This is a genomic window from Lentzea sp. NPDC058450 (assembly GCF_042721395.1).
In the GTDB taxonomy this organism is placed as follows: Bacteria; Actinomycetota; Actinomycetes; order Mycobacteriales; family Pseudonocardiaceae; genus Lentzea.
Map to the genome: position 1 here is coordinate 33,763 of NZ_JBHXLO010000039.1, position 14,632 is coordinate 48,394.

Annotated in this window: 16 protein-coding genes; 4 read left to right on the forward strand and 12 right to left on the reverse strand. The window is 69.0% G+C overall.

Going from position 1 to position 14,632, the window contains the following annotated elements; genetic code table 11:
* Positions 1-57 precede the first annotated feature (57 nt).
* The 6 genes from ACFWNN_RS39575 to ACFWNN_RS39600 form a co-directional block, all read right to left on the reverse strand.
* Positions 58-225: a DUF397 domain-containing protein gene (locus ACFWNN_RS39575; protein WP_382445099.1), complete on the reverse strand. Its 168-nt coding sequence runs from the start codon at positions 223-225 to the stop codon at positions 58-60.
* A complete protein-coding gene (locus ACFWNN_RS39580; RefSeq protein WP_382445100.1) occupies positions 222-1,058 on the reverse strand; it encodes a helix-turn-helix domain-containing protein in 837 nt (278 codons plus the stop codon). Before ACFWNN_RS39580 ends, ACFWNN_RS39575 begins: the two co-directional genes overlap by 4 nt.
* A 127-nt stretch (positions 1,059-1,185) precedes the next feature.
* Positions 1,186-1,704 carry an ATP-binding protein gene (locus tag ACFWNN_RS39585; RefSeq protein WP_382445101.1) on the reverse strand — a complete coding sequence of 173 codons (519 nt, stop codon included), beginning with the start codon at positions 1,702-1,704 and terminating at the stop codon, positions 1,186-1,188.
* Positions 1,705-1,783: 79 nt separating this feature from the next.
* Positions 1,784-2,332 carry a DUF742 domain-containing protein gene (locus ACFWNN_RS39590; RefSeq protein ID WP_382445102.1) on the reverse strand — a complete coding sequence of 183 codons (549 nt, stop codon included), beginning with the start codon at positions 2,330-2,332 and terminating at the stop codon, positions 1,784-1,786.
* Between the two features lie 3 nt (positions 2,333-2,335).
* On the reverse strand, positions 2,336-2,755 hold the full coding sequence (locus ACFWNN_RS39595) for a roadblock/LC7 domain-containing protein (RefSeq protein ID WP_382445103.1): 420 nt from the start codon (positions 2,753-2,755) through the stop codon (positions 2,336-2,338).
* Positions 2,752-5,382, reverse strand: coding sequence for a nitrate- and nitrite sensing domain-containing protein (locus ACFWNN_RS39600; protein ID WP_382445104.1), 2,631 nt, complete (start codon positions 5,380-5,382; stop codon positions 2,752-2,754). Before ACFWNN_RS39600 ends, ACFWNN_RS39595 begins: the two co-directional genes overlap by 4 nt.
* Before the next feature lie 333 nt (positions 5,383-5,715).
* Here ACFWNN_RS39600 and ACFWNN_RS39605 point away from each other — a divergent pair, with 333 nt between their 5' ends.
* Both ACFWNN_RS39605 and ACFWNN_RS39610 read left to right on the forward strand, forming a co-directional pair.
* Positions 5,716-6,126 (forward strand): DUF485 domain-containing protein, encoded by a 411-nt coding sequence (locus tag ACFWNN_RS39605; RefSeq protein ID WP_382445105.1) that lies wholly within the window; start codon positions 5,716-5,718, stop codon positions 6,124-6,126.
* Positions 6,123-7,700, forward strand: coding sequence for a cation acetate symporter (locus ACFWNN_RS39610; protein ID WP_382445106.1), 1,578 nt, complete (start codon positions 6,123-6,125; stop codon positions 7,698-7,700). Before ACFWNN_RS39605 ends, ACFWNN_RS39610 begins: the two co-directional genes overlap by 4 nt.
* Here the strand turns inward: ACFWNN_RS39610 and ACFWNN_RS39615 are convergent.
* From ACFWNN_RS39615 to ACFWNN_RS39630, 4 genes are all read right to left on the reverse strand, one after another.
* A complete protein-coding gene (locus ACFWNN_RS39615; RefSeq protein WP_382445107.1) occupies positions 7,686-8,561 on the reverse strand; it encodes an NmrA/HSCARG family protein in 876 nt (291 codons plus the stop codon). The two genes, ACFWNN_RS39610 and ACFWNN_RS39615, sit on opposite strands and share 15 nt — an antisense overlap.
* A 99-nt stretch (positions 8,562-8,660) precedes the next feature.
* Positions 8,661-9,086, reverse strand: a complete 426-nt coding sequence (locus ACFWNN_RS39620) for a MarR family winged helix-turn-helix transcriptional regulator (protein WP_382445108.1) — start codon at positions 9,084-9,086, stop codon at positions 8,661-8,663.
* Between the two features lie 47 nt (positions 9,087-9,133).
* On the reverse strand, positions 9,134-9,985 hold the full coding sequence (locus ACFWNN_RS39625) for a hypothetical protein (protein WP_382445109.1): 852 nt from the start codon (positions 9,983-9,985) through the stop codon (positions 9,134-9,136).
* Entirely contained in the window at positions 9,982-10,272 is a 291-nt protein-coding gene (locus ACFWNN_RS39630) for a hypothetical protein (RefSeq protein WP_382445110.1), read from the reverse strand. The genes ACFWNN_RS39625 and ACFWNN_RS39630 overlap by 4 nt, the downstream gene beginning before the upstream one ends.
* 36 nt (positions 10,273-10,308) lie before the next feature.
* Between ACFWNN_RS39630 and ACFWNN_RS39635 the strand changes: the two genes are divergently transcribed.
* A complete protein-coding gene (locus ACFWNN_RS39635; protein WP_382445111.1) occupies positions 10,309-11,895 on the forward strand; it encodes a DUF885 domain-containing protein in 1,587 nt (528 codons plus the stop codon).
* 10 nt (positions 11,896-11,905) lie between these two features.
* On the opposite strand, the gene ACFWNN_RS39640 is transcribed toward ACFWNN_RS39635, so the two are convergent.
* Positions 11,906-12,694 carry a glycoside hydrolase family protein gene (locus ACFWNN_RS39640; protein ID WP_382445112.1) on the reverse strand — a complete coding sequence of 263 codons (789 nt, stop codon included), beginning with the start codon at positions 12,692-12,694 and terminating at the stop codon, positions 11,906-11,908.
* 133 nt (positions 12,695-12,827) lie between these two features.
* Between ACFWNN_RS39640 and ACFWNN_RS39645 the strand changes: the two genes are divergently transcribed.
* Entirely contained in the window at positions 12,828-13,769 is a 942-nt protein-coding gene (locus ACFWNN_RS39645; protein ID WP_382445113.1) for a quinone oxidoreductase family protein, read from the forward strand.
* Positions 13,770-13,862: 93 nt separating this feature from the next.
* Here the strand turns inward: ACFWNN_RS39645 and ACFWNN_RS39650 are convergent, their stop codons facing one another.
* The gene (locus ACFWNN_RS39650) at positions 13,863-14,384 is read right to left on the reverse strand and encodes an FKBP-type peptidyl-prolyl cis-trans isomerase (RefSeq protein WP_382445114.1); all 522 of its coding nucleotides are present in this window, start codon (positions 14,382-14,384) and stop codon (positions 13,863-13,865) included.
* Positions 14,385-14,632 lie beyond the last annotated feature (248 nt).

Sequence of the window (14,632 nt, forward strand, 5' to 3'; positions counted from 1 at the left end):
CGGGGCGGCGAGCAGACGGGCGCGGCGCCGGTCGGGCTCGTGCCGACTGCCGGGCTCCTAGCGGGCGGAGTCGTCCTTCACCGTCGAGAGGAACGCCGTCCAGGCCGTCGCCGACACCGGCAGGTGGGTGGCGGGTGCCTTGCTGTCCCGGACGCCGGCGCCCCGCCCCACCTCGACGCAGTTGTCAGCGGTGCTGCTGTAGCTGCTCTTGCGCCAGTCGGTCATTGGAGACCCTCCAAGATGTTGTCGATCACCGCCCTCGATTCTTCCCGATTCAGCGCGGAGGCGGCGAGCTTCTTCACCCTGTCCTCGTACAGCGCGATGGTGTCCTTGTCGTCGAAGAACAAACCGCAGTTCAACGTGTCCAGGAAGACGAGCGGCGGGTACTTCGGGAACTTCATCACGCGGAAGTCCCCCGCCACGCCGGCGTGCGCGCCGATCGACCTCGGAATGATGTGGAGGTTGATGTACTGGCGCACGGACATCCGCAGCAGGTGCGCCAACTGCTCACGCCACACCTCTTCACCTCCTGCGGGCAGCCACAGCGCCTGCTCGTGCATGTAGAAGGTGAAGGTCCGGCCAGGCCGAAGGATCTCCGTTCGCGCCATCCGGGCGGCCACGACCTTCGGCACGTCCTCCGGCTCGTGCGGCCCGGCCAGCGCGATGGCGTACGCGTACTCGGGAATTTGCAGCAGGCCGGGCACGAGGCTCATCGACCAGGCGATGACCTCGTCGGATTCCTTCTCGTGGTTGATCAGCGTGCGCAGCTGGTCGGGAACGCCGTCCTCGGGAAAGAGCAGATAGCCCTTCTCCTGCGATTCCAGGTACAGCGCGAGCATGTGCCGACGGTCCGCCAGCGACAGGCGGCAGTAGGCGAGCAGGACCTCGATCTCGTGTGCCGTGGCGCCGCCCTTGCCGTTGACCAGGTCGGAGAGTTTCGACTCGTCCCAGTCCAGCTCCTCGGCCAGACCTCGTTGGGTCATGCCGGTCCTGGCGATGGCGGCGCGGAGGGCGTTGCCGAACTCGCGGCCCACGATGTTCGACTCTCTTTTGGGCATGAAGAAAAGCTAGGAGACACACGTCTCCCAGCTCCATCGTTTCAGCTCGAAAAGCCCTGAAAGAGAGCCGCTTGGAGATTCTCCAAGCGGCACAACGAGTTCGCCCGAAAGCGCTCGAACGCGGGAATCAGCAGACCGGCGCGAGCGGGGTGGTCTCGTCCGGGCCGGGACGGCGGCGCCAGCGGTCCAGTTTGGCGTGTTCCGTGAGCGAGATCAGCGTCTCACGGACGGACAGGCGCACGCGCGGATCGCACGTCAGCACCGGGACCTCGGGCGCGATGCCCATGCCCCGGATGATGGCCGACACGTCCGACCGGACAGACGCGTGCACGTTGTTCAACGCCAGCACGTACGGGATCTTGTGGTCCTCGAAGTAGCGCATCGCGTCGACCGAGTCGGCGGGGCGCATCACGTCGAACAGCACCACGGCACCCACGGCGCCGCGCACCACGTCGCTCCAGCCCGCGCGCGGGTCCTGCCACTGCGGGGCCACGAACAGGTGCAGCGCGAGGCCCGGATCGAGCCACACGCGTCCGAACTGGATCCTCACCAGCTCCGTGACTCCACCGGCGCGCTCGGGCGCCAGTGAGCTCATCGTCAGGAGATCGTTCTCCACGATGGACCTGATGAAAGTGCTCTTGCCCACGCCGAAGCCACCGGCGACGACAATCTTGGCCGAGGTCAGCTCCCGACCGGGCGGCCCTGGGGGCCCGAATTCGGGAAATCTAGAGCCGACGTAGTCCACTCAGCACTCTCTCCATCAACCCGAGGTCCGGCGTGTCACCGCCTGCGGAAGCGGTCTGGTGCACGTCCACCAGACCTCGTTCCGCCATGTCGCCGAGCAGTACTTTCACGACCCCCAGCGGGAGACGCATCAGCGCCGCCACTTCCGCGACGGATCGCGGGGAGTGGCACAACTCGACAACGCGTTGGTGCTCAGCCTGCAAGATACCCGCAGAGAGCCGACTCTGATCATTGGCGGAGACAAGTGTCTCGATCTCGAGGTGAATGTTCGACCGAGTGCGCCCACCCGTCCAGGCATATGCACGAACGATCGAGGCATCGGCGGCGTCCGGAAGGACGGATTCGAACGCCGGAACCACTTCTTGCCGCGATGCAACGGGAGTCGCATCCCGCGCGGGCACCTCGCCGGCCGAGCGCGGTCGCTTTCGGCCCGAGTCCAGGGAAAACCCGTTCATCAGGTCGGCGAACGTCTGCTCTGCGGGCGTTTCGGCCCGCTTCCGTCGTCGGTGCGCGTCAGCGGACGAACTCATGGATCACCTCACGCTGTGCAGCTGCGCTCGCAGTTCGGGGGTGAGGATCTGGCCCACCTGGTCGACGACCACGGTCATCTCGTAGGCGACCTGGCCGACGTCGCTGTCGGGGGCGGCGAGTACCGCCAAACAAGACCCGTCTCGAATGGACATGAGGAGCATGATCCCGTAGTCCATCTCGACCACGGTGCGCAACACTCCGCCACCTTCGAAGCAACGTGAGGCGCTCAGGGTGAGCGCCACGACGCCCGAGGCGATGGCGGACAGCTGGTCCGCGCGCTCGGGCGGCAGACCTGTGGACTTGGTGAGCAGCAGGCCGTCCACGGAGATCACGATGGCGTGGGCGACACCGGCCACGCGCTCGGTGAAGTTCGTGATCAACCAGCCGAACTGGTCGACCTGGCGTGACTGCGGCGTGCTCATGCCTTCTCCCCGTTGTACTGGCCGTTCCCCTGGCCGTTTCCGTTCCCGTTGCCACCGAGCGGCGCCTGGCGCAGGCCCGTCTGGTAGCTGGCGAGAAAGCCCCGTGCCCGCTCCGGATCGCGCTTCGGGCCCGCGGCGGGACGTGCACCGTTCTCGGGACGTTCGGCTAGATCGGGGAGCAGGTTCTTACGCGGTGCCCGTTTCGGCAAGCCGGCATCGGTCTCGCCGGCGTCCGTGGCGGGGTCTCCCGCCTGTTCCCAGACGGTCCCGCCGGGCTTCTTCCCGAACCAGGATGCCACTACTGACGGTGACGGTGCGGAGGAGGGCCCGGCCTGAGGTCCGGCCGGCGGTTGGTCACCGTTGACCCGTTCGTCCGAAACGCCGCTGCCCGCGAACCAGGAAGACGTCGTCTCATTTGGCGTCGGTGCGGGAGCCGAACCGTTGCCGTTGCCGTTGCCGTTGCGCGCGGGGCGCTGCGGCAGCGACTCGTCGATCGCGGCGCCGCGGAACGACGTCCACTCGGCCGACTCGCGCGGCTGGTCGATCGCGGGTGCCGGTTCGGGCGGCGGCGCCAGGTTCGGCGTCTTCACGACGACGTGCGGCGCCTTGGCGGCGAGGGCGGGCTTCGGCTGGGGCAGCGCGGCGTGCCGGGGTCCGGCGGGCGCCGGGGCGGGTTCGTTCGAGCGGACGAGCTCGGAAGGCACGAGCACGAACGCGCGCAGGCCCTCACGGCCCTCTCCGGCCGACCGCAGCCGGACGGTGATGCCGTGACGCCCGGCGAGCCTGCCGACGACGAACAGACCCATCTGACGGGAGACGGGCACGTCGTCCTCGGTACCGGACGAGAGGCGCTCGTTGGCTTCGGTGAGCTCGGCAGGTCCCATGCCGATGCCCTGGTCCCCCACCTCGACCAGCACGGATCCCTGCTGGTCGAGACGCGAGCCGATGATGACCTGGGTGGAGGGCGCGGAGAACGCGGTGGCGTTGTCCAGCAGCTCCGCGACGAGGCGGACGAGGTCGCTGGCGGCGTAGCCGACGATCTCGACCGACGGCGTCGACTTCACGACGACCCGTTGGTAGTGCTCGATCTCCGACGCGGCGGCGCGCAGCACGTCCGCGAGCGGCACGGGCTGGTGGAACCGGCGGGCCACGTCGGTGCCGGACAGCACCATCAGGTTCTCGTTGTTGCGGCGCATGCGCGTCGCGAGGTGGTCGAGCTTGAAGAGGTTCGCGAGCTGTTCGGGGTTCTCCTCGTGGCGCTCCAGCTCCTCCATGAGCTTGAGCTGGCGTTCGACGAGACCCTGCGAGCGGCGCGACAGGTTGACGAAGATGTTCTTCATGCCGGACCGCAGCGACGACTGCTCGACGGCGGACCGGATGGCCTGCTCGTGCACGGCGTCGAACGCGCGGGCCAGCTGGCCGAACTCCTCGCTGGAGTGCACGGGCACCGGTTCGATCTCGGTGTCGGGCGCGCGGTCGGCACGGATCGCGGCGACGACCTCGGGCAGGTGGTGGTGGGCCACGTCGAGGGCGGAGCGGCGGAGCTCGGACAGCGAGCGCAGCAGGTAGCGGCCGATGACGAAGCCGAGCGTGCCGGCGATCAGCAGCATGGCGAGCAGGATGACGGCGGCGGCACCGGCCTTGTTGGACGTGTCGTCCTGCAGCGAGCCGGCGGTGTTCGCGAGCTCGTCCTGCAGTGCGCGGCCGACCTGTTCCATCAGCCGGGCGGTGGCGCCGGAGGCCTTGTTCCAGTCGTCGACGGCGATGCCGAACTCCGGCGCGGGCTTCGGCTGGCCGGGCCGGGTCGCCGGCGGCGGGGTGCCCTCGGGCTGTGTGAGAGCGCGTTCCACGAACGCCGTGCGCAGCGCCACGGAGGCGCCGGTGACGGTCTGGTCGTAGGTGCGGCGCTGCTCGGTGGTGCCGATGGCCTGGTAGTCGTTGAGGCGGTCCTGCAACCGGATGTCGGACTGCTCCAGCGCGCGGGTCTCCGGACCGAGGAGCTTGCCGCGCCCGATACCCGCCAAGACGATGGCGTGCTGGAGCGAGATCTGCTCCTGCGCGATGACGATGTTGTGCAGGGCCTGCGCGGTGCCGGAGATGGCGTCGTCGTTGAACTGGCCGACGAGCGCCTGTTCGAAGTCCAGCAACGACTTCACGACCGCGGAGTAGCCGGAGGTGCCGCCGGACGGGTCACCGCCGTCGCCGCCCTGCGCGACCTTCTCCCGCAGGTTCTTGAGCGTCTCCAGCTGGCCGCCGAGCTCGAGGAACCGCTGCTTCGAGACGTCGCTGACGCCGTCGGTGCGGTCGACGCGGCGGCGCACGGTCGCGGCGGCGTTGTCGGTGGCGCTGATCTGGTTCTGGTAGGCGCCGACGCCGGAGCCGCTGGTCGCGCTCTGCGCGGCGAGCGTGCGCTCCTGCTGGACGCTGGAGATCAAAGGCGCGAGATCCGCCCTGAGGCGAACCAGGCCCTGCATCTGCACGTAGTTGTTCGACCGGTCGACGTAACCGGAGATCTGCAACGCGCCCGCGCCGACGGCCACGGCGACCGGCACCAGCAGCACGACGCCGAGCTTGACCGGCAGGCGCCAGTTGCGCCAGTCGCTGATCTTTCTCCACTCGACATTCACGAAATGATCCCCACGGCGCGCTCGAAGTGCCCCACTATCGGCTACCTCCTGGCCTGGCGAATCCCCGCGAGTCGATGTCCCCGCAGCTCGATATCTCCATCAGCCGTATCGGGTGTGAGCGGATAGTAGGCCAGAGAGCGTGACGCGACAACGACCTGGGGCGTGCACGATCGATCACCCTGCGTCACAGCCGACCTTTTGGGGTGGTCCTGCGGGTTCAGGGGATTGACTCGCCGCCACGCGTGGTTACGCTTGCGCCCTCCACCCCCGGATCGGACGCGCTGCGTGCGCGGAGCCTCGCCGGGCACTCCCCGTAACGAATGCGAGCGGTTGATGACGAAGGCGCTGCCCTCCGTGTCACGCCCGGCGACGCCCGGTTTCGCGACCTTTGACGAGCCCGTTCACTCATTGCTCATAGATGGTGACGGAGAGCCGGATTTCAGTGCCATCCAAACGAGCGAGGATTTCCTCGACCTGAAGCGCCGGGTGAAGCGTTTCATTCTCCCGGCCACGTTGCTGTTCCTCGCTTGGTACGTCACGTTCGTATTGCTTTCCGCTTACGCCGCCGACTTCATGCGCACCCCGCTGTTCGGAACGGTGAACGTCGGTTTGACGCTCGGATTCCTCCAGATCGTGACCACCATCATCATCACAATGGCGTACGCGCGTTACTCCAAGAGGCAGCTCGATCCGCAGGTCGAGAAGGTGCGCGCACTCGCGGAAACCGACGAGGAGCTCGCGTGACCGGGGCGAACACCGCGATCAACCTGTCCGTCTTCGGCATCTTCGTGCTGCTGACGCTCTACGTCGTCTACCGCGCCTCCACGCGGAACGTGAGTGCGTCGGACTACTACGCCGCCGGAAGTTCGTTCACGGGCACGCAGAACGGCATCGCACTCTCGGGTGACTTCCTGTCCGCGGCGTCGTTCCTGGGCATCTCCGGCGCGATCGCCGTGAACGGCTACGACGGCTTCATGTACTCGATCGGCTGGGTCGTGGCCTGGCTGATCGGCCTGATGCTGATCTCCGAGCGCCTCCGCAACACGGGCCGCTTCACCATGGGCGACGTGATGGCGTTCCGCATGCGCCAGCGCCCCGTGCGCGCGGCCGCGGCGAACGCGACCCTGGTGATCTCGATCTTCTACATGATCGCGCAGATGGCGGGCGCCGGCGGCCTGATGGCGTTGCTGCTGGACGTGCACAGCAAGATCGGCCAGTCGATCATCATCGCGGTCGTGGGCATCGTCATGGTGCTGTACGTGCTGGTCGGCGGCATGAAGGGCACCACCTGGGTGCAGATCATCAAGGCCGTCCTGCTGATCCTGTCGGTGTCGCTGCTGACGATCTTCCTGATCGGCAAGTTCGGCTTCGACTTCTCGTCGATGCTGGATCGCGCCACGCAACAGTCGCCGCTCGGCGAGGCCGTGCTGGCCCCCGGCGTGAAGTACGGCGCCTCGGACCTGTCGAAGATCGACTTCATCTCGCTGGCACTGGCCCTGGTGCTGGGTACGGCTTCCCTGCCGCACGTGCTGATGCGCTTCTACACGGTGCCCAACGCACGTGAGGCGCGGAAGTCGGTCGTGTGGGCCACCTGGATGATGGCGATCTTCTACTCGTGCACCCTGGTCATCGGCTTCGGCGCCATGGCACTGGTCGGCACCGACAAGATCACCGGCGCCCCCGGCGGCGAAAACTCGGCGGCGCCGTTGCTGGCGTTCCAGGTCGGCGGCACGGTGCTGCTGGGCATCGTGTGCGCGGTGGCGTTCGCGACGATCCTCGCCGTGGTCGCGGGTCTCACTTTGACCGCTTCGGCTTCGTTCGCGCACGACGTGTACGCGAACGTGATCAAGCACGGCGAGGCCGACCCGCGCGACGAGGTGCGGGTGGCCCGGATCACCGCGGTCTGCGTCGGCGTGCTGGCGATCGTCGGCGGCATCGCGGCGAACGGTCAGAACGTTGCCTTCTTGGTCGCGCTGGCGTTCGCCCTGGCCGCGTCCGCGAACCTGCCCACGTTGCTGTACTCGTTGTTCTGGAAGCGGTTCAACACCCGTGGCACGTTGTGGAGCATCTACGGCGGGCTCGGGTCGTGCGTGCTGCTGATCGTGTTCTCGCCGGCGATCTCGGGCTCGAAGTCGTCGGTGTTCCCGGATGCGGACTTCGCGTTCTTCCCGCTGTCGAACCCCGGCATCGTGTCGATCCCGTTGTCGTTCCTGGCCGGGTTCCTGGGGACGGTGCTGGGTGGGGAGAAGGCGGACCCGGCCAAGCAGGCGGAGATGGAGGTGCGCGGCCTGACCGGGCTCGGTTCAGGCCTGCGCTAGGAGCGGCCGGCCGGTGGAGCGGATCCACTCGGCCAGGTCCCAGGTCGTCGGCTCGATCGCCCGCACGGCCGCGAGGTCCGACGGGTGTTCGGACGCCTTCGCGAACTGGCGGAACATCTCCCGGTCGAGCTCGTTGGGCAGAACGCTCAGCGGCAGGGCCTCGTAGCGCGACGGCAGCCCGGCGTGCGCGCCGAACGCGGCGGCGATCTGAGGGCCCGTCAGCTCGTCGCCGACGGCCTCGACGGCTCCACCGGGCACGTCCACGGCGTCGAGCAGGAGCGCGGCGGCGATCCGGCCGATGTCCCTGATCGCGATCAGCTTGAGCGGGGCGTCGGCCGGCAGCGGCAGGCTCAGCACCACCGTGCCGTCCTCCACCCTCGGCGCCATCACGGTCGCGAAGTTCTCCATGAAGCCGGTCGGACGGAGCATCGTCGTCCTCAGACCGGAACGCCCCAGGTGCTCCTCGATCCGGTGCTTCGAGTCGTGGTGCGGCACCCCCGTCAGGCGGTCCGCGCCGAAGACCGAGTTGAACACGACGTGCGGCACGCGCGCGGCGACCGCCGCGTCGACGAGGGTGGTACCCAGACGGACCTCCTCCTCGATCTCGTCGAGGCTGTTGGCCTCCGGGGTCATGAAGGAGAACGCGTCGACCGCCTCCAGCGCGGTGACGACGGACGCCGGGGTGTCGATCCGGACGGTGGTCAGCTCGACACCCCGTGCGGCCAGCGCCCGCGCCCGGCCGGACGCCGGGGAGCGGACGAGGGCCCGCACCCGCGCCCCGCGGTCCAGGAGCGCGTCGACGACCGCCCCGCCCTGCTGCCCCGTCGCACCGAAGACGGCGATCGTTCCCTGCGTGCTCATCTCGTCCACCCTCTCACTAGTTCATGGCGTGAACCAAATTAGTTCATGCCATGAACCTTTGCAAGGGTGTGCGGCGCCACGCGAGCACTGCGCGGTGGGTCAGGACGAGGAACGAGCCGAGACGCCCGACGCGTCCACGACGGCGGTGGCGACGCGTTCGAACTCGCGCCGGGTCTCGTCGTCGAGGTTCTCCGCGATGTCGGGCAGGCGTGTGGTGGTCTCGGCGTAGACGGCTTCGGCGAGCGCCTTCCCCGCGGGCGTCACGCCGAGCATGACGACCCGCCGGTCCTGCTCCGAGGTCACCCGGCTGACCAGGTCGCGCCGCTCGATGCGGTCGACGAGCTGGCTCAGCGCGTTCTTGGTCATGCCGAGCGCGGAGGCCAGGTAGCTCATCCGCCGCGGCTCGTCCTTGATCGCGCACAGCAGGGTGGCCTGCGTGGAGGTCAGGTCGTGTTCGGCGCAGATCTGGGCGTACCTGCGCTGGATCAGGACCGAGAGCCAGAAGAGCTTGTCGCCGTAGGCCACGCCCGTCTCCCCTCGTCCGGCGCCGAACACCCAGTCTACGGCCGCACTCAGGCGTCCGCGGCGGCTGCCTGGATCGCCTTGCCGAACCGGGACGCCGCCGCGTCGTCGGTGAACTTGAAGCCGAGCGTCGGCTCGGTCAGTTCGAGTTCGAGCAGCAGCGGCGTGCCGTCGGGGCCTTCCACGACGTCCACGCGGGCGTAGAGGAAGTCCTTGCGCCGCAAGGACAGCAGCTCGGCGGCCACGTCGAGGACCTGCTCGCCCAGTGCGATCTGGGCCGCGGACGGTTCGATGGCGCCGAGCCTCTCCTCGACGTACAGGCCGGACTCCGCCTCGGCGAGGCCCTGGGCCAGCATCGGTCCTTTGTGGAACGAGTGGGAGTACTCGCCGGCGCAGAACACCAGGGCGGTCTCGCCGTTGTCGTCCACACTGGACTGGTAGGGCTGGATCAAGGCCTTGACGCCCAGCGCCTCGAAGTGCGCGCGGGCGGCGGTGTGGTCGGTGAACCTGGCCGCGCCGCGTGAGCCGGCGCCGACCGAGGGCTTCACGACGAACTCGCCATCCGGGAAGGTGGGCTCCTCCCCCGGCGCGACGACCGCGGTGGGCACTACGGGGACGCCGCGGGAGGCGAGTTCGACGAGGTAGGCCTTGTCGATGTTCCAGCGGACGACGGCGGCCGGGTTCGCGAGGGTCGGGACGCTGTCGCACCACGCCAGGAACTCGTCGAGGTGCTCGGGGTAGTCCCAGGTCGCGCGCAGCACGACCAGTTCGGCGTCCGGGGTGCCGTCGTTCCACGGCTGCCACGTGACGTCGACGCCGTCTCGCTGCAGCGCGGCTACCAGCGACTTCTCGTCGCCGTCGCCGTCTGGCAGGCCGGTGCAGGAGGCGAGGACGACTCTCATGAGCGCATCGTGGCCATCTTGCGGCGGTGTGCCGGGCCGATCTTGGTGGCGGCCGTGGTCTCGCGGTCCCATTCGGCGGCCTCTACGCCTGCGGCGGCTTCCACGGCGGCCGTGGCGGACTCGACGTCCTTGGTCATCACGTCGCCCATGGCGCCGTCCGCGCCCACCAGCACGATGCGCGCGCCGGCGCGGCCGATGGGTTCGATCACGGCCCTGACCGCCGTGTCCGGCTTGCCGTGGGCCTTCACGAACTCGGCGATGCGCTTCTGCGTGGTTTGATCAGACACCCCCACACTGTAAAACCAGCGGGTAGCTTCGTCCGGGTGACCACCGACACGCTCGCGTCGTTCCTCTCGTGGTACTTCGACCGCAACCCCATTCGCGCCGCTCATGCCGGTTCGCTGGAGCACTACTCCACCTTCGGGGACTTCTCTGCCTCCTCGTTCGAGCGGCAGGCCCGGGAGAACGGGGAGTGGATCGTCCGGATCGAGGCGTTGCCCAGGTCCGTGGACCGCGATCTCGCGTTGTCGGTGTTGCGCGGGGCCGCGGCGATGGAGGCTTCGCCGGGGTGGCGGCGGGACCCGAGTGAGTACACCGGGATCGTGTTCTTCGGGTTGCTGGCGCCGTTCCTGCACCGGCTGCTGCCCGAGGCGGGGCTGGTCGGGGCCACGATGGCGAAGCTCGCCGAGGTGCCGTCGATCCTCGCGGCGGCCGAGGCCAACCTCGACCCGTCGCTCGCGTCGCCGCTGGTCGTGCGGCGGGCGTTGGACCAGGTGCGGACGGCCAGGGGGTTCCTGCTCGAGTCGTTGCCGCTGGAGGCGTCGACGCCGGAGTTCCGCGCCGACCTGGTGGAGGCCGCCGGGCCCGCCGCGGACGCGTTCGACCGGCACGCGGCCTATCTCGAGGACCTCGCGGTGCGGGCCACCGGGGACTGGCGGATGGGCGAGAAGCTCTACTCCACGTTGTTGCAGGACAAGGAGATGCTCGGGTACGGGTCGCCTGAACTGCACCAACGCGGGCAGGACGCGTACGCCGAACTGGAGGCCGAGATCATCGAGCTGGCCGGGTCACCGGACTGGCGGACGGCCATGACCGCGTTGCAGGAGGACCACCCGCCCACGATGGAGGCGTTGCTCACCGAGTACCAGGCCGAGACCGCGCGGGCGCGCCAGGCGCTGATCGACCACTCGCTCGTGACGATGCCCGAAGAAGAGGAGTGCTACGTCGTGCCGGCGCCGGCGTTCCACCGGGCGGTCACGGCCGTGGCGAGCTACCTCGGGCCTCCGCCGCTGACGTCACGGCGTTCCGGCTACTTCTTCGTGCCGTTCACGCCCGAAGGCGCGTCGGACGAGCAGGTGTCGCAACGGCTGCGCGCCAACTCGCGGTCGCAGCTGCCGACGGTCTCGGTGCACGAGGCGTACCCCGGTCACCACTGGCACAGCGCCTGGCTCGCGGCGCAGGGACCGGCGCACCCGCTGCGCAAGGTGTTCCGCACGTCGTACTTCTCCGAGGGCTGGGCGCTCTACTCGGAGAAGCTGCTGCGCGAGGTCGGCTTCTACGAGTCCAAGGACGCGGTCATGGGGCACGTCCAAGCGCGGCTCTTCCGGGCGGCGCGGATGATCGTCGACACGGCGCTGCACTGCGGCGACATGACGCCCGAGGAAGCCGAGGCGTTCATGGTGGCGCGGACGGCCCTCACACCCGCCACCGCGACGAGCGAGGTCAAGCGGTACTGCGCGTGGCCGACGCAGGCGCCGTCGTACCTGACCGGCGCGTTGGAGATCGACCTGATCCGCGCCGAGTACCTGAAGGCGGGGCTCGGGTCGTTGCGCGACTTCCACGACCGGATCGCCGGGTCCGGCGCGCTGCCGCTCGGGCTCGCGCGCCGGGTGGCACTCGGCGAGGACTGAGGCGGCGGCGCTAGGCGGGCCGGTAGGCCTGGCCCGCCGCCGTCAGCGCCGTGCCGGTCGACAACCCGGTGGGGCTGGTCTTGGACGACAGCGTGAACCACGCGTAGCGTTCCACAAAGGACAGTCCATTGAGCATCTTCGTCGACGCCGTGATGAACGCGGTCTGCTGCGCCTGGCTCGGGTAGACCGCCCGGCCGGAACGCCAGTCGATCAACGCGTACTCGGTCAGCCAGATCGGCTTCTTGTAGCGGTTGTAGACGTTGCGCAGGTACGACTCCAAGTGCCCGGTCGCGGCGGCGGAGAAGTCCTGGCCGTACCAGTGGATCGGGATGAAGTCGACGCGCAGGTTGCGCGCCTTCGCTCCCGCCATGAACCGGTCGAGCCAGCCGCCCGCGACGTCACCGCCGAACGCGACGCCGGGCGCGCCGAGGCGCAGACCGGTGTTCTGCAGGCGTGGCCACAGGTCCAGGGCCCGTTCGACGGTCATGTTGGCCTGGCCCGGCATGTCGGGCTCGTTGAAGCCGAGGAGCTGACGGCCGTTCGCCTTGGCGGCGGCCAGCTCGGCGTCGGTCACGCTGGCCGCGCCCCAGATCATCGGCACGAACTCGGCGTTGCTCTGGATTCCGCGCCGGTCCGAGGCCCACGTGTAGTACCAGCGGGCGTCGAGCGCGGTCATGGCGGCACCGGCCGGGCCGGGGTCGTCGGCCGCGTTGACGCCCTTCTTGGCCGAGGCGGCGTGGGATGGAAGCGCTCCCATGAGCAGCAGACAGGCGATCAACAGCAGGGTTGTCTTTCGCATGGGATGGTCTTACCAGGGCTGCGAGCTGTCTGTCATGGGGAGAACACCCAGCGTGGTGGTTCCCAGCGGGCGGAACCGGGAACATCGGGGTCGCGGGCCGGGTTGAGCGGGGTGAGTCGATCTAGGAGGACAGATGCCCAAGGCAGTGGTGGTGCGTTCGGCCGGTGGTCCGGAGGTGCTGGAGCACGCCGACGTGCCGTCGCCCGTGCCCGGTGACGGCGAGCTGCTGGTGAAGGTGGGCGCCGCGGGCGTCAACTACATCGACACGTACCAGCGCAGCGGCCAGTACCCGGTGCCGTTGCCCACCACGCTGGGCCTGGAGGGCGCGGGCGAGGTCGTGGTCAGCAACTCCCCCGCGTTCGCCGTCGGCGACAAGGTCGCGTGGATGTCCGTGCTGGGCAGCTACTCGTCCGAGGTCGTCGTGCCGGCGGCCGCGGCGGTGAAGGTGCCGGACGGCCTGGACGTCGAACTCGCCGCGGCGGCGTTGCTGCAGGGCATCACCGCGCACTACCTCGTGCACTCGACGTACGCCGTCAAGGAAGGCGACCGGGTGCTCGTGCACGCGGCGGCCGGCGGTGTCGGGTTGCTGCTGACGCAGTGGGCGAAGTCCAAGGGCGCCACCGTGGTGGCCACCGTGTCGACGGACGAGAAGGAGGCGCTGGCCCGCGAGGCCGGGGCCGAGCAGGTGCTGCGGTACGGCGACTTCGCGTCCCAGATCGAGAAGGTCGACGTCGTGTACGACGGCGTGGGCGCGTCCACGTTCGACCAGTCGCTCGCCTCGCTGAAGCCGCGCGGTGTGCTGGCGCTGTTCGGGGCGTCGTCCGGACCGGTGCCGCCGGTGGACCCGCAGCGGCTGAACGCGGCCGGGTCGGTGTACCTCACGCGGCCGTCGACCGGCGCGTACATGCTCACCCGCGAGGAGTTCGAGGGGCGTGCGGCCGACCTGTTCGACGCGATCAGGACGGGCGTGCTGAACATCCGCGTCGGCGGCCGGTACAAGCTGGAGGAGGCGGCGCAGGCCCACACGGACCTGCAGTCGCGCAAGACGACCGGCAAGCTGCTGTTGCTGCCGTGAGGCGTGGAGGCCGAGAACCCGCGTGATTCCGGCCCCTTGAACGCGAAAGGCCCGGTTCTGGCAAGTCCAGAACCGGGCCTTTTCACTACGAGGTCAGCTGACCTTGACGCCGTCGATGACGAAGATCAGCGTCTCGTTGGGCTGGATGCCGTTGCCGCCCTTGCCGTAGCCCTTGGCGGGCGGCACGACGAGCAGGCGGCGGCCGTTCTCCTTGAGCCCGACGAGGCCCTCGTTCCAGCCGTCGATGACCCCCGCCTGGCCGACGTTCTCCACCGGGAACGGCTCGCCGCGCTTGAACGAGCTGTCCAGCACCTTCTTGTCCGAGAAGGTCGTGAGCTGGTAGTTGACCGTGGCCGTCGAACCCGCCTTCACCTCGGCGCCGGTGCCGGGCACCAGGTCCTTGATGATCAGTTCCTCGGTGGGCTTGCAGCTCGGGACCTCGACCGTGGGCGCCTTCCCGAAGTCGCCGCTGACCTTGAAGTCGTCGGCCTTGCAGGGGTTCGTGGGCGTCGCCGCGGAGGACGACCCGCCCGCGGAGGGCTGGGCCGAGCCGGCGCAGCCCGCGAGGCCGGCTGCCGCCACGAGGGCCAGGGAAGCGATCAGGACGTTGCGCATGGTCGGTGAGCGTATTCGGAGCGGTGTGAGCGGCGTGTAGCACCCACCTCGGCCAACCGGCCGAACCCACCGCGCGTGGGTGCGTTCGGGTGGGTGAGTCACCCTCATCCGCCACGTTCGGGGGTGGCGGCGACACGGCGTCACCGAAGCGCACGGATGCGGGCCGTCCACTGGGCTCAAGGGCGTTTATTCCGGGACTGAATGTCGCACGAATAGCAGCTTCCTTATCTTTTGACCGACGCGTACAG

What these genes read in the sequence shown, in the direction of transcription:
- ACFWNN_RS39595 (WP_382445103.1), bottom strand. Translation starts at nt 2,755, where the DNA reads ATGAGCACGCCGCAGTCACGCCAGGTCGACCAGTTCGGCTGGTTGATC.
- ACFWNN_RS39590 (WP_382445102.1), bottom strand. Translation starts at nt 2,332, where the DNA reads ATGAGTTCGTCCGCTGACGCGCACCGACGACGGAAGCGGGCCGAAACG.
- ACFWNN_RS39650 (WP_382445114.1), bottom strand. Translation starts at nt 14,384, where the DNA reads ATGCGCAACGTCCTGATCGCTTCCCTGGCCCTCGTGGCGGCAGCCGGC.
- ACFWNN_RS39580 (WP_382445100.1), bottom strand. Translation starts at nt 1,058, where the DNA reads ATGCCCAAAAGAGAGTCGAACATCGTGGGCCGCGAGTTCGGCAACGCC.
- ACFWNN_RS39645 (WP_382445113.1), top strand. Translation starts at nt 12,828, where the DNA reads ATGCCCAAGGCAGTGGTGGTGCGTTCGGCCGGTGGTCCGGAGGTGCTG.
- ACFWNN_RS39605 (WP_382445105.1), top strand. Translation starts at nt 5,716, where the DNA reads ATGACGAAGGCGCTGCCCTCCGTGTCACGCCCGGCGACGCCCGGTTTC.
- ACFWNN_RS39625 (WP_382445109.1), bottom strand. Translation starts at nt 9,985, where the DNA reads ATGAGAGTCGTCCTCGCCTCCTGCACCGGCCTGCCAGACGGCGACGGC.
- ACFWNN_RS39615 (WP_382445107.1), bottom strand. Translation starts at nt 8,561, where the DNA reads ATGAGCACGCAGGGAACGATCGCCGTCTTCGGTGCGACGGGGCAGCAG.
- ACFWNN_RS39640 (WP_382445112.1), bottom strand. Translation starts at nt 12,694, where the DNA reads ATGCGAAAGACAACCCTGCTGTTGATCGCCTGTCTGCTGCTCATGGGA.
- ACFWNN_RS39575 (WP_382445099.1), bottom strand. Translation starts at nt 225, where the DNA reads ATGACCGACTGGCGCAAGAGCAGCTACAGCAGCACCGCTGACAACTGC.